Below are 13,452 nucleotides of genomic sequence, written 5' to 3'. Positions count from 1 at the left end.
CAGAAGTGAAACGCCGTAGCGCCGATGGTAGTGTGGGGTCTCCCCATGCGAGAGTAGGGAACTGCCAGGCATCAAATTGCAGTAAGCCGGGATGAAAATCCGGGTGGTGACAAAGAAATTCGGTGGAGCGGTAGTTCAGTTGGTTAGAATACCTGCCTGTCACGCAGGGGGTCGCGGGTTCGAGTCCCGTCCGTTCCGCCACTTATTAAGAGCCCTGAGCTAACGCTCAGGGCTTTTTCTTTGCCTGCGATTTAATTATTGCTAAATTCGCAAAAATCCTCTGCATTTTTCATTCTTTTTCTATAAAGCGCTGAAGTTCATAATCCTCTCCGTAAACGAACATTGTGATTAAAAAGAGGAATTTCATGACTATCCCTGCATTCGGTTTAGGTACTTTTCGCCTGAAAGACGACGTGGTTATCGCTTCTGTTAAAACGGCGCTAGAGCTGGGCTACCGTGCTGTCGACACTGCGCAAATCTATGATAATGAAGCGGCTGTTGGCCAGGCGATTGCTGAGAGCGGCGTACCACGTAGCGAGCTGTACATCACCACCAAGATCTGGATTGAAAACCTTAGCAAAGACAAGCTGATCCCAAGCCTGAAAGAGAGCCTGAAAAAACTTCGTACGGATTATGTCGATCTGACGCTAATCCACTGGCCATCTCCGGGTGACGCCGTATCTGTCGAAGAATGTATGCAGGCATTGCTTGAAGCTAAAGAACAAGGGCTGACTCGCGAAATTGGCATTTCAAACTTCACCATTCCGCTGATGGAAAAAGCCATTGCTACAGTGGGCGTGGAGAACATCGCCACTAACCAGATTGAACTGTCTCCGTATCTGCAGAGCCGTCGGGTGGTTGACTGGGCGAAAGCGCACGGTATCCACATCACCTCTTACATGACGCTGGCTTATGGTAAAGCGCTGAAAGATGAGGTGATTGCGCGCATCGCCGCAAAACATAATGCGACTTCGGCACAGGTTATCCTGGCATGGGCAATGGGAGAAGGTTACTCAGTAATCCCTTCTTCCACCAAGCGTGAAAACCTGGCAAGTAACCTACTGGCACTGGAACTGCATCTGGATGCCGAAGATAAAGCAGCGATCGCGGCACTGGATTGCAACGATCGCCTGGTTAGCCCGGAAGGTCTGGCCCCTGAGTGGGATTAATTGCCTGACCCTTTGTACCCTTTAACCCTCTTTCACAGCTCCTTCGGGAGCTGTTTTTATATGTTCACTTAAGAAGTCGATAAATGCCCGGATACGTGTACTGACGGCACGATCGCTGTAGTAAACGGCGCTGAAAGGCATTTCTACCGGCAGTCGCTTATCGGCCAGCAGTTCCACCAGTTCTCCCTGCTCGATCTCTTTGCCAATCATATAATCTGAAAGACATGCAATGCCGTTACCGTTCAGGCAAAGCTGTTTTAACGTTTCTCCGCTGTTGGAAGAAATCCCACATTCGATCTCATGGAGCTGCCCATCGCTACAGGCTATTGGCCAGGTATTGAGCGAGATGGGTTCAGAAAACCCCAGACACAGGTGCCGTTTTAACTCTTCAACACTCTCTGGCTTGCCAAAACGGGCAATATAGTCAGGTGAAGCGATAATCTTGCGGTAGCTGGTAAATAACGGACGTGCGCGCAGACTTGAATCAGTCAACGTGCCTGCGCGTATCGCAACATCCACTTTTCGTTCAATAAGATTGATGAACGTTTCTGAGGAGACAAGAGACAACGTCATCTCGGGATACCGCTCACGGAACGGTTTAATCAGCGGCATCAGGAAATGCAGCATTACCGGCGTTGCCGCATCGATACGCAGTAAGCCGCGTGGGGTATTACGTGACTCCATGATTTCCGTTTCTGCTGCAGCCATTTCTTGCAGTATCTGCTGCACACGCCTGAAGTATCGCTCTCCTTCTTCAGTCAGGCTCAGTTGTCGGGTCGTACGATTAAGCAGACTGACGCCGAGCTTCATCTCCAGCTTTTTAACTGCCCGGCTGACAGCGGAATTGGCCTGTCCAAGCTGCTCTGCCGCCCGGCTGAAGCTGCCGCTTTCCACGACAGCGACAAAAATTGCAAGTTCTTCGGAGGTTGCTTTCATTTTTGCACCTGAAGCAAAATTAAATTGATATTTTGAATATTTTTGTCATTAAAACATCCAGGCATACTGCGTGTCATCTGATTACTGATGTTATGGAGTTATTTATGCCTCTCGCTTTATTTGTACTGACAATAAGTGCCTTCGCTATTGGCACGACTGAGTTTGTGATTGTCGGCCTGGTGCCGACCATTGCTCAACAACTGGCGATCTCGTTACCTTCCGCCGGAATGTTGGTTTCAATCTATGCGCTGGGCGTAGCTATTGGCGCGCCGGTGCTGACTGCTCTGACCGGACGCTTACCGCGTAAACAGTTACTGGTCGCGCTGATGGTCTTGTTTACGGCCGGGAATTTGCTGGCATGGCAGGCACCGGGCTATATGACATTAATCGTCGCCCGTCTGCTGACGGGGTTGGCGCACGGTGTGTTCTTCTCAATTGGCTCTACCATCGCGACAAGTCTGGTGCCGAAAGAGAAAGCGGCTTCCGCGATCGCCATTATGTTTGGCGGCTTAACGGTGGCGCTGGTTACGGGCGTGCCGCTGGGGACATTCATCGGTCAGCATTTTGGCTGGCGCGAGACTTTTCTTGCGGTATCAATGTTAGGCGTGATCGCGCTGATTAGTAGCCAACTGCTGATCCCGGCCAACATTCCCGGTCGGGCGGCCGCCAGCATTCGTGACCAGGTGAAAGTGCTGACCCATCCTCGTCTGTTGCTGATTTACGCCGTTACGGCGCTGGGCTATGGCGGTGTATTCACGGCATTCACCTTCCTGGCGCCGATGATGCAGGATCTGGCTGGATTCTCCCCGGCAGCAGTAAGCTGGATCTTGCTGGGTTATGGCGTATCTGTGGCTATCGGCAATATCTGGGGCGGCAAACTGGCAGATAAGCATGGTGCCGTTCCTGCGCTGAAATTTATTTTCGCCGCACTGTTTATTCTGCTGATGGTCTTCCAGGTGACCGCATCCACTCAGTACGCCGCACTGGCCACTATTCTGGTGATGGGGATCTTTGCCTTTGGCAACGTACCGGGTTTGCAGGTCTACGTTGTTCAGAAAGCCGAACAATTCACGCCTAATGCGGTAGATGTGGCATCAGGACTCAACATTGCAGCGTTTAACATTGGTATTGCATTGGGTTCAGTGATTGGCGGGCAAACGGTGGAGCATTACGCTTTGGCGCAGACGCCGTGGATTGGTGCCCTCATTGTTCTGGTGGCTTTCTTACTGATGGGCGTCAGCGGTCGCCTTGATAAACCTGTACGCATTGCTCTGGGGTAAATCAATGATGTAAGCGCCCACTTACAAAACAAACTGCAATTGTTCGTTGAAAGTGAGTGCTAAAATCCCTATAACAGAAGAACCAGTCCGGCTGCGGACTGGTTGACGTTACAGAGGTTTGAAAGTCTAAAGTGCGAAAAAACACCTATGCCATGCGTTATGTTGCCGGACAGCCCGTTGAGCGAATTTTACCGCCAGGGTCGTTTGCGCATATTGGCCAGGCATTACCCGCAGGTGCTCCGTTAAGCAGTGAAGATCGCATTCGCGTGCTGGTATGGAATATTTTTAAGCAGCAGCGTGCAGAATGGCAGTCGGTGCTGAAAAATTTTGGCAAAGATGCGCATCTGGTGTTATTGCAGGAAGCGCAAACCACGCCTGAACTGGTGCAGTTTGCGACCGCTAACTATCTCGCTGCCGACCAGGTACCCGCCTTTGTGCTGCCTCAGCACCCCTCTGGCGTCATGACGCTCTCTGCCGCCCATCCTGTTTACTGCTGTCCATTGCGCGAGCGTGAGCCTATTTTACGGCTGGCGAAATCGGCATTGGTGACGGTTTACCCATTGCCTGATACGCGTTTATTGATGGTGGTGAATATCCACGCGGTAAATTTCAGCCTCGGCGTTGATGTTTATAGTAAGCAGTTACTTCCTATTGGCGATCAGATTGCCCATCACAGCGGTCCGGTGATCATGGCGGGTGATTTTAATGCCTGGAGCCGTCGACGGATGAATGCGCTGTACCGCTTTGCGCGCGAAATGTCGCTGCGCCAGGTGCGCTTTACCGACGATCAACGCCGACGCGCGTTTGGTCGCCCTCTCGATTTTGTGTTCTATCGTGGTTTGAACGTGAGTGAAGCCTCTGTGCTGGTCACCCGCGCATCCGATCACAATCCGCTACTCGTTGAATTCAGTCCCGGCAAACCTGAACAATAACGGTGTGTCAGGTCTGCCGTAGGGCAGACCTGTAGTGGTGCTGCCCTTCTTATTAAACAACAACCGAAGGACAACACAATGACAACACGCTCCCATCATGACAACGTCGAAAAACAGTTTGGCTCTCAGGCTAATGCCTATTTGACCAGTGCGGTACATGCCTCTGGCCGCGATTTGCAACGCCTGTCCGCAAGATTGTCAGCATTTCCGCAAGCCCGGTTACTGGATATGGGATGCGGAGCAGGGCATGCCAGTTTTGTGGCTGCGCAACACGTCAGGCAGGTCGTAGCTTATGATTTATCTTCACAAATGCTTGAAGTGGTGGCGGAGGCGGCAAAAGACAGGGGGCTGGAAAACCTCTCCACGCGTCAGGGTTATGCCGAAAGCCTGCCATTTGAAGATAACGCGTTTGAGGTGGTGATTAGCCGCTATTCCGCGCATCACTGGCATGATGTCGGGCGCGCGCTGCGGGAGGTGAACCGCGTCCTGAAGCCTGGCGGCGTACTGATCGTGATGGATGTGATGTCGCCGGGTCACCCTGTACGTGATATCTGGTTACAAACAGTGGAAGCGTTGCGTGATACCTCGCACGTACGCAATTATTCCAGCGGGGAGTGGCTGTCTTTAATCAATGACGCGAATCTTATTGCTGACACCTTGTTAACTGACCGCTTGCCGCTGGAGTTCAGTTCGTGGGTTGCGCGGATGCGTACGCCTGCGGCGTTGACCGAAGCGATTCGTTTATACCAACAGAGTGCATCTGCTGACGTGAAGACCTACTTTGCATTACAGGAAGAGGGGTCGTTTACCAGCGACACGATAATGGTAGAGGCGCATAAAGCAGGATAAATAAAAAAGGCACTGGGGGGAAATCAGTGCCTTCATTTCTATAAGGTTATCAGGAGTCCGGCATACCGTTGTTTTTCACAAACAACGTTAGCTGATCGCCAGGCTGCAGGTTATCCGTGTCGCTATTCCAGCGCATCACATCTTTGATGTTAACCCCGTGACGTTTGGCAATGCTCGACAGCGAGTCGCCCTTACGCACACGATAGGTGATGCTATCGCTGTTATTAGCCAGGCGCTGCGCGCTGGTTCCAGCGCCTACCGTCAGGCTTTGGCCTACTTTCAGGGAAGAACCACGCAGATTGTTCCACTGTTTCAGGTCTTTTGTGCTCACGCCAAGACGTGAAGCAACGCCAGAAAGCGTATCGCCAGAGCGAACTTTGTAGCTACGGCTGTTCAGCGGCGTGTTATCCGCGAGCAGCGTTGACTGCACGGCTGCAATTTCGCCTGAAGCCAGAGACTCACGCAGCTTTTCTGCATGCTTCTTTGGCACCATCACATATTGCGGACCGCTGGCACCCAACGTGGAGCCTTTCACGCCTGCATTGAAGGTCTTCAGCTTGCTGACGGATATACCCGCCATATCGGCAACCTGAGCCATCTCAACCGGGCTATTCAAGCGAACACGTGCCAATGCGCGGCTTTCGTCTGTTGTAGGCAGACGCACGCCATAGCGCTTGCTGTTTTTGAGAATATCGCTCAAAGCCAGCATTTTGGGCACATACAGCTTCGTTTCCTGAGGCAACGGTAACGACCAGAAGTCGGTGGATTTACCACGCGCTTTGTTCGTTTTGATCGCCTTCATCACGCGACCTTCACCGCTATTATAAGCAGCAATGGTCAGCAGCCAGTCGCCATCAAACATCTTGTTCAGACGCTGCATCATGTCGAGCGCGGCAGTGGTGGAAGCCACAATGTCGCGACGTGCATCATAATTGCGGGTCTGCTTTAAACCATAATTGCGCCCCGTGCTCGGAATGATCTGCCAAATACCTGCGGCATTGGCGCCAGACGTTGCGTGAGGATCAAAAGCGCTCTCCACTATGGGTAGTAATACCAGTTCCATTGGCATGTTACGTTTCTTAACCTGCCCGGCTATCCAGTACATATACGGCTCTGCCCGTAAAGTTACATCGTGGAGATAGCTCTTATTGCGTAAATACTTCTGTTTCTGTTCGCGAATCCGGCTGTTTTCCGGAATTCCCATCTTTAGCTCGTCACCAATGAAAGCCCACAAATCTTGATCAGCAGCGATAGATGTTCCATCGTCCATCCATCGCGCCTGACTTGTAAACTTTCCTGCTTCCCCTTGACCAGCTGCAGAAAGGCTCTGTGCGTGCTGTTGGACGTTACCAGTATTCTGGCACCCAACAAGCAGGACAGAGGCGAGTAATATCGCTTTTGCCTTCATGTGTGTGTCAATAGTTGCTTAAAAGACGACCGATCATAACGGCGAAGTTTTCAAAAGGCAACCCGGAATTGTCAGAACGTATCTTTCTTTGACCTTAACCAGGCAAAACGCTCTTCAGGTTGTTGCAATATTGTTTCTTTGTTTATTTCATTAATTAAATCAATATCTTCAGTTCGCAAAAAAATATTATTTCGCCGCTCATTTTTCAGAATTACGGGTAGTGTCATTTGTTTTTTTACGCGTAACTCATTAACTTTACGATAATATTCATTTATGAACGAATCGTGCGGGAGGATGCTTAAAGCAAACTTCATATTTGCTAATGTGTACTCATGTGCGCAACAAATCAAAGTATCATCGGGAAGTGCGCTGATCTTTTTAAGTGATTGATACATCTGTGTTGCAGTACCTTCGAAAAGCCGACCGCAGCCACCAGAAAAGAGCGTGTCGCCACAAAACAGGTAAGGGTGACTAAAGTAACAGATATGTCCTAAAGTGTGACCCGGCGTAGCAATTACCTTAAATTCATGCCCCAATACGAGTGCAATATCGCCATCTTCGACTATGTGCGTCGTTCCCTTATCTTGCGTTTCAGCCGGTCCGTATACCACTATTTGTGGGAAGTGTTGCAGGAGTTCTTTCACGCCGCCAACGTGATCCTGATGATGGTGGGTCAGCAGAATGGCCTCTGGCACCCAGTTATGTTCTGCAATGGCTTGCAGAACTGGGGCGGCTTCTCCCGGGTCAACAATCAGACAATGTTGGTCATTATTTGACAGGACCCAGATGTAATTGTCCTGAAATGCAGGAATACTGTTAAGATTCATATCTTACCTCTCAATGCGAAACGGAAGGTTATGATGAAACCGGCAAGGATCCCTCAAACTGTCGTAGCGCCCGTGAGCTGGGATGATTTACCCTGGGGCGAATACTATCGTGAGGCGCTGGAGCATCAGCTTAACCCGTGGTTCGCAAAAATGTACGGTTTTCATCTGCTTAAAATTGGTAATTTAAGCGCAGAAATCGATTCTGAATCGTGCGCGGTTTCTCATCAGGTAAATGTTTCTTTGCTGGGTTCTCCCATGCAGGTAACGGCCGATCCTTTACATCTGCCCTTTGCCGACAAGTCGGTGGATGTCTGTTTGTTGGCCCATACGTTACCGTGGTGCGACGATCCGCATCGGTTACTGCGCGAAGCCGATCGTGTGCTAATTGATGACGGCTGGTTGATTCTGAGCGGGTTTAATCCGGTAAGCCTGATGGGACTGCGTAAACTGGTGCCGGTATTGCGCAAGACCCCGCCTTACAACAGCCGGATGTTTACCCTCATGCGTCAACTGGACTGGCTCTCTTTGCTAAATTTTGAAGTGCTGCACTACAGCCGCTTTCATGTTCTGCCCTGGAACAAGAAAGGCGGGAAAATGTTAAGCGCCCATATTCCTGCCCTGGGATGTTTGCAACTGGTGGTCGCGCGTAAGCGAACCATCCCACTTACGCTCAACCCAATGAAACAAAATAAAAGCAAAACGCCTATCCGCCAGGCCGTTGGCGCTACCCGGCAATACCGCAAGCCGGACGCTTAAGACTCGGCCTGATACCCGATATCATCCTGAGTGGGGCTCATTGCCGCGGCGCGCGCAAGCTCATCACAGCGTTCGTTTTCCGGATGGCCCGCATGGCCTTTAACCCATTCCCATTTGATTTGATGCGGACCCAGCGCGGCATCCAGACGTTTCCACAGATCGACGTTCTTTACCGGTTTTTTATCTGCCGTTTTCCAGCCGCGCTTCTTCCAGTTGTGGATCCATTGTGTAATGCCCTGGCGCACATACTGGCTGTCGGTGCTGAGTATCACTTCACACTGTTCTTTCAGGGCTTCCAGCGCAACGATTGCCGCCATCAGCTCCATGCGATTATTGGTTGTGAGGTTGTACCCTTCACTAAAGGTTTTTTCGCGCCCGCGATAGCGTAAAATTGCCCCGTAACCACCTGGCCCTGGATTTCCCAGGCAAGAACCATCGGTGAAAATTTCTACCTGTTTAAGCATCTCTGGTAGACTTCCTGTTTTAGCAAATCGAAATCAAACGATAAGTCTGACATAAATGACCGTTATGAGCACTGGAATTACACGACAGGTAGTCCTTGATACCGAAACCACCGGTATGAACCAGATTGGCGCCCACTACGAAGGCCACAAGATCATTGAGATCGGTGCGGTCGAAGTGGTGAACCGCCGCCTGACCGGTAATAACTTCCACGTTTACCTGAAGCCGGATCGGCTGGTGGATCCGGAAGCGTTTGGCGTACACGGCATCGCAGACGAATTCCTGCTCGATAAGCCTACGTTTGCCGAGGTGGCCGACGAGTTTCTCGACTACATTCGCGGCGCGGAGCTGGTCATCCATAACGCATCGTTTGATATCGGCTTTATGGATTACGAGTTTGCTAAGCTCAATCGTGATATTCCGAAAACCAACGAATTTTGCAAAATAACCGATAGCCTGGCGCTGGCAAGGAAAATGTTTCCTGGCAAGCGAAACAGCCTCGATGCGTTATGCTCGCGCTATGAAATAGACAACAGTAAACGAACCCTGCACGGCGCATTGCTCGATGCCCAGATTCTGGCCGACGTTTATCTGATGATGACCGGTGGGCAGACCACGATGGCATTCTCGATGGAAGGTGACAGCCAGCAGCAAAATGACACGGGGATCCAGCGCATTGTTCGGCAGTCCAGTAAACTACGCGTTGTTTTCGCCACTGATGAGGAGTTAGCGGCCCATGAATCGCGCCTTGACCTGGTGCAGAAGAAGGGTGGAAGTTGTCTCTGGCGGGCGTAAATGACCCAATTACAGTGCAGAAATGACCATTCGGGTGATTTTTGCAGCAAACGATTAAAAACGTGAGAAAAAGCGTTGACGAGGCGCGAGGCAATCCGTAATATTCGCTTCGTTCCCGAGCGGAACACAACGCGGAGTGGTAGTTCAGTTGGTTAGAATACCTGCCTGTCACGCAGGGGGTCGCGGGTTCGAGTCCCGTCCATTCCGCCACTATTCAGAAAGCCTGAATCAGAAATGATTCAGGCTTTCGTCGTTTTAGTTCCACCCAAAATAACAATCCCATCATTACACTGTATCGATACATCCGCGCTGCCGGGCGGGAAACACATCAGGTCATCCTTAACCCGACGCATATCGTAGAGGCGATTAACCCGCGAAGTGATTCATCACGCAGGCGAAGCGGGGTGAAAAGTTATCGCCAATAAGAACCGTTTCCTCATTCAGGCGCTTCAGCATATACAGCTTGTCGGCACGTTCGTAAGCGTCGAAGAAGAGGTAATCGACAGCATCCGTTGCGTCATCATCGGGGGATTTTTCACGTCCATCGGGAGTGAGCATGAAAACGCCTGCGGTATGGCCGAGCGGACGGGCGTAGCGAAAGAACAGTTTTCGGCTAACAGTGAACTCACCATCATCACTTTTGAATTTCCCCTGTACTGACAATGAAAGGTGTCCGGAATTGTAGCTCGTGATCAGCATAATTCCGTTGAGTTCCTTTTTGCTATTTTGGATGTCGAGTATCGACGTAAATTCCGATGAGCATGAAAAGCTGATTTCTTGTTTCTTCGCATTCCCGACGATAATGAAAAAAGCAATGGCCGCCAGCCCAAAAATGGCAATTACCACTGACCACAGTAAAGGAGAGTGATCGCTTTCCTGCTTCATATCATTCCTCATAATGACGATATTGGCTGACGCAATGGTAATAGCCGAGGTTTAGTCCGCATTCAGCGGCAAACGACCACTCAACCAGGTTATGGTTGCTCGCCCACGTATTAAGATAGAGATCTTTTGGATGCGAACAGTTTGGGTTAATCCCCACTGACTTGAATATATCCAGCGCTTTCTTTTCAGTTATGGTATCGGTAAGAGCGTTCCCTAATATATGTACCCGGCATTGCTCGTAGTCGATTGTCCGCAGAATAGCTGCGTCCGTCATGGCGATTTCATTGGGGATCCATGTTAACCACGCTGTCGCCAGCACTGCGATACCGGTGATTAACGTTGTTATCGCGACTGGCCATCGGTTTCGGTTCTTTTTGTTGAGCTTCTTTGCAACATGGGCAATTCGCGCTGGAGTTTGCGCCTCTTCCAGTTGCTGAATATTGATATTGACGTCGCCCATCCGAAATCCCATTCGCGGAATGGTGACGATGAGTTCGGCAGGGTGACCCGTTGACGTTATTGCTTTGCGCAGAAATGAAATGTGCTGGTTGAGATTGGCATCCGTCGCCCGGGCGCCATTATGCTGGAAAACATTCAGCAGAATTTCATCGCGCGAGGAAATCTCTTTACCATTTTGCAACAAATAGAGCAGTAATTGCGTTGCCACATTATTCAATGTCGCCATTTCACCCGATGTCAGGTCTTTTAGGGTATTTTTATTTGGTCTGAAAACTAAGCCATCACCAATAATTACGGATTTAATTTTGTTTATTGGTATATGAGAAATCACTGATGTCTCCTTTAAAGCAGGATATCTCGCATTCGAGTGGGGGAAGCAATAGCATAACATAATTCATTTATAAAAAATGGTTGCGCCATAGATCGCTTCATTAATATTTATATAACAATATTTTAATATTTCTTATAAGATGTCTCATTCTCCTTTCTCTCTGTCACTATCTTATTGTCATTACTCGCTTTTGATATCCACTTTCATTTTTACAAAACTTTCATAAATACATTTTGCCTGGTATCCGGACTAAATAAAAAAATAGTTGATAGATAAAAACTCTATAAAAACGCAAAATAATAGATATTAACACTGGTATACGTCTGAATTTTGGCTGTTTTTTAGGTAAACGATCGTTATGCAGGCGGTGATACAACACGATTCCCTGAGTTTGATTAATACCGTATTTTTGCATTGTGTCATTTTTCTGCCGACTTAATATAAGCCCCGAAACAGCCTGAACAGCTGTGGACGGTATTTCGTATGGAATGCCAATGATGTTCAAAATAAGGGGCGGGTTGAGATGGATTGTTTGCAGGGATATGCGCTACCGCCACCTGCAGATCAGCATTTCCCTGACGTTAAGTGTCTGCGGAAATAGATCGTCGGAATAACTAAAAACGGATATAAGGTTAAGTAGTAATATGAAAATGAAAAACGTGGCTGTGGCCTGCGCGCTGATGGCGGGAATGACTTTGACTGCCTCTTCTGCTTTCGCTGCAAAAAATGTCGAGCCGACTAACGGTAAAATTCACTTCACCGGTTCTCTGGTTAATTCCGCATGCGGTCTGGCACCTGAATCCAGCCCGGTGCAGGTTAATTTTGGTGAGATCCCAACCTCTCAGTTAAAAGACAACCAACGCGCTGGCGTTAAGCATGCCAAAATCGTTCTTCAGGGCTGCGACACCACCGTTGCGAAAACGGCTACTGTGACCTATACCCCGGCAACGATTGATACCGACAACAACGCCCTGGCCGCATTCACCTCTGGTACTGCAAAGGGCGCGGGTATTGGTATGGTTGACAGCGGCAACCAAGACGTGGAATGGGGTAAAGCTGCCTCTCAGGTCAACATCACTGACGGCGAAACCGACATTGATTTCGTTGCTTATCTGCAGGCAAACAACGCTTCTGCAGCGGTAACGCCGGGTGATTTCGAATCTACCGTTAATTTCCAGATCGACTATCAGTAATTACCCGCAGCGGGCGCATTAATGCGCCTGCTTAACCCTTCCTGCGAATAACTGAAAGGAAATACGGTTATGCCTGGATGGCGAATTTTACTGCTTTTTGTCTTTATCTCGCCTGCATGGGTTATGGCTGGCGCCAATCGTCTAAACAGTACGCCCGGCAAAATGCGCATGCGAGGAAATATTATTGAGGCTGCCTGTTATGTTGACCCGCGCGACCGGTCGCTACTGGTTGAATTCGATGATCTCTCTGCCAGAGATATTTCCGGAAGACCAGAAAAAGTGTCCGCGCATGATTTCAGTATTCATTTGCTGGGATGTTCATTAGGGGATTCTCAACATTCCGGGAATGTGTTTCAACGCGCCAATATTACCTTTTCTGGTGCGCCTGACAGGGACAATCCTGATTATCTGAGCGTGCAGTCGGAAACTGAAAATTTAGCAATAGAAATATACGACAGCAAAGGACAGCAAATTCGTCTGGGCGAACCATCACCAGATTATGTGCTTAACCCAGGGAAGAACACACTCAACTTTACGGCTTATTTGATCTCCCGTGACGGAAGAATGACATCCGGCGAATTTACTGCGGTCACGCATTTTGTTGTGAATTATCTCTGAGCTGCACTGCAATTCGGGTATCTGAAGGTTTGCGAACGAAAATGATCACGCTGAAAACAGATAAAAAACGCCTGGCGCTATTTATTACTCTGGTTTGTGCCTCTGCATGGGCTGAAGCGGATGAGGCCATTGAATTTAATACTGACGTACTGGACGCCAGTGACCGGCAGAATGTCGATTTGCAGCGTTTTTCCGAAGGCAACTTTGTGACTCCCGGAGAATATCTGCTGGATGTTCGAATTAACAGCCAGGAAATTCCTCAGCAGTCGATCCGCTATATTGTCGATCCTGCCAACCCGCATAAATCCATGGCGTGTCTGACGCAGCAACAACTCGAATTACTGGCGCTCAAAGAAGAGGCGCTGACCTATATTCATCCGATTAGCGCGACCTGCTATGACATTTCCCGTCTGCCGGGCGTAGCGTTGAATAATAGCGCAGGCGTACTGGACATTACCGTGCCGCAGGCATGGATGAAATATACCGATCCCGACTGGACGCCGCCGGAGCGCTGGGATAATGGCGTCGCCGGGCTGATTTTTGACTACAGCA

At 49.6% G+C, this 13,452-nt stretch carries 14 protein-coding genes, 2 tRNA genes and 1 pseudogene; 11 read left to right on the top strand and 6 right to left on the bottom strand.

Going from position 1 to position 13,452, the window contains the following annotated elements:
• The first annotated feature begins 124 nt into the window (after positions 1–124).
• Positions 125–201 (top strand) — tRNA-Asp (locus tag KQJ18_RS15680).
• A 164-nt stretch (positions 202–365) separates the two neighbouring features.
• Complete coding sequence (dkgB, locus tag KQJ18_RS15675; RefSeq protein ID WP_137346737.1) at positions 366–1,169, top strand: 2,5-didehydrogluconate reductase DkgB; 804 nt, start codon at positions 366–368, stop codon at positions 1,167–1,169.
• Positions 1,170–1,190: 21 nt separating this feature from the next.
• Here dkgB and yafC read toward each other — a convergent pair whose 3' ends face one another.
• Positions 1,191–2,105 (bottom strand): DNA-binding transcriptional regulator YafC, encoded by a 915-nt coding sequence (gene yafC / locus KQJ18_RS15670; protein ID WP_137346736.1) that lies wholly within the window; start codon positions 2,103–2,105, stop codon positions 1,191–1,193.
• 104 nt (positions 2,106–2,209) lie between these two features.
• Between yafC and KQJ18_RS15665 the strand changes: the two genes are divergently transcribed.
• The 3 genes from KQJ18_RS15665 (at position 2,210) to KQJ18_RS15655 (ending at position 5,166) form a co-directional block, all read left to right on the top strand.
• The gene (locus tag KQJ18_RS15665; RefSeq protein ID WP_216422268.1) at positions 2,210–3,385 is read left to right on the top strand and encodes an MFS transporter; all 1,176 of its coding nucleotides are present in this window, start codon (positions 2,210–2,212) and stop codon (positions 3,383–3,385) included.
• Positions 3,386–3,516: 131 nt separating this feature from the next.
• Positions 3,517–4,317: an endonuclease/exonuclease/phosphatase family protein gene (locus KQJ18_RS15660; RefSeq protein ID WP_038637479.1), complete on the top strand. Its 801-nt coding sequence runs from the start codon at positions 3,517–3,519 to the stop codon at positions 4,315–4,317.
• 78 nt (positions 4,318–4,395) lie between these two features.
• Entirely contained in the window at positions 4,396–5,166 is a 771-nt protein-coding gene (locus KQJ18_RS15655) for a class I SAM-dependent methyltransferase (RefSeq protein WP_199965944.1), read from the top strand.
• Positions 5,167–5,215: 49 nt separating this feature from the next.
• On the opposite strand, the gene mltD is transcribed toward KQJ18_RS15655, so the two are convergent.
• Together mltD and gloB are read right to left on the bottom strand one after the other, a co-directional pair.
• Entirely contained in the window at positions 5,216–6,574 is a 1,359-nt protein-coding gene (mltD, locus tag KQJ18_RS15650) for a murein transglycosylase D (protein WP_042310500.1), read from the bottom strand.
• Between the two features lie 71 nt (positions 6,575–6,645).
• A complete protein-coding gene (gene gloB, locus KQJ18_RS15645; RefSeq protein ID WP_069323837.1) occupies positions 6,646–7,401 on the bottom strand; it encodes a hydroxyacylglutathione hydrolase in 756 nt (251 codons plus the stop codon).
• 33 nt (positions 7,402–7,434) lie between these two features.
• Between gloB and KQJ18_RS15640 the strand changes: the two genes are divergently transcribed.
• A complete protein-coding gene (locus KQJ18_RS15640) occupies positions 7,435–8,157 on the top strand; it encodes a class I SAM-dependent methyltransferase (RefSeq protein WP_137346738.1) in 723 nt (240 codons plus the stop codon).
• Here KQJ18_RS15640 and rnhA read toward each other — a convergent pair.
• Positions 8,154–8,732: pseudogene (rnhA, locus tag KQJ18_RS15635) on the bottom strand (ribonuclease HI). The gene KQJ18_RS15640 and the pseudogene rnhA sit on opposite strands and share 4 nt — an antisense overlap.
• Between rnhA and dnaQ the strand changes: the two are divergent.
• Together dnaQ and KQJ18_RS15625 are read left to right on the top strand one after the other, a co-directional pair.
• Positions 8,686–9,414 carry a DNA polymerase III subunit epsilon gene (dnaQ, locus tag KQJ18_RS15630; RefSeq protein ID WP_069324010.1) on the top strand — a complete coding sequence of 243 codons (729 nt, stop codon included), beginning with the start codon at positions 8,686–8,688 and terminating at the stop codon, positions 9,412–9,414. The pseudogene rnhA and the gene dnaQ sit on opposite strands and share 47 nt — an antisense overlap.
• Positions 9,415–9,547: 133 nt before the next feature.
• Positions 9,548–9,624, top strand: a tRNA-Asp gene (locus tag KQJ18_RS15625).
• A gap of 156 nt (positions 9,625–9,780) precedes the next feature.
• Here KQJ18_RS15625 and KQJ18_RS15620 read toward each other — a convergent pair.
• On the bottom strand, positions 9,781–10,299 hold the full coding sequence (locus KQJ18_RS15620; protein ID WP_038637494.1) for a hypothetical protein: 519 nt from the start codon (positions 10,297–10,299) through the stop codon (positions 9,781–9,783).
• Position 10,300: 1 nt separating this feature from the next.
• Positions 10,301–10,984, bottom strand: coding sequence for a winged helix-turn-helix domain-containing protein (locus KQJ18_RS15615; protein ID WP_226809209.1), 684 nt, complete (start codon positions 10,982–10,984; stop codon positions 10,301–10,303).
• Between the two features lie 749 nt (positions 10,985–11,733).
• On the opposite strand from KQJ18_RS15615, the gene KQJ18_RS15610 reads away from it, so the two are divergent.
• From KQJ18_RS15610 to KQJ18_RS15600, 3 genes are all read left to right on the top strand, one after another.
• Complete coding sequence (locus KQJ18_RS15610) at positions 11,734–12,282, top strand: fimbrial protein (protein ID WP_216422267.1); 549 nt, start codon at positions 11,734–11,736, stop codon at positions 12,280–12,282.
• Positions 12,283–12,351: 69 nt separating this feature from the next.
• The gene (locus KQJ18_RS15605; protein WP_038637503.1) at positions 12,352–12,900 is read left to right on the top strand and encodes a fimbrial protein; all 549 of its coding nucleotides are present in this window, start codon (positions 12,352–12,354) and stop codon (positions 12,898–12,900) included.
• Positions 12,901–12,941: 41 nt separating this feature from the next.
• Positions 12,942–13,452: FimD/PapC N-terminal domain-containing protein (locus tag KQJ18_RS15600; protein ID WP_216422266.1), on the top strand; the 511-nt coding region annotated here is incomplete at its 3' end.

The sequence above is a fragment of the Citrobacter sp. S55_ASV_140 genome, from assembly GCF_018919505.1.
GTDB lineage: Bacteria > Pseudomonadota > Gammaproteobacteria > Enterobacterales > Enterobacteriaceae > Citrobacter > Citrobacter werkmanii.
The sequence above is the reverse complement of the archived record's forward strand: the minus strand, read 5'-3'. Positions and strand labels throughout refer to the sequence as shown.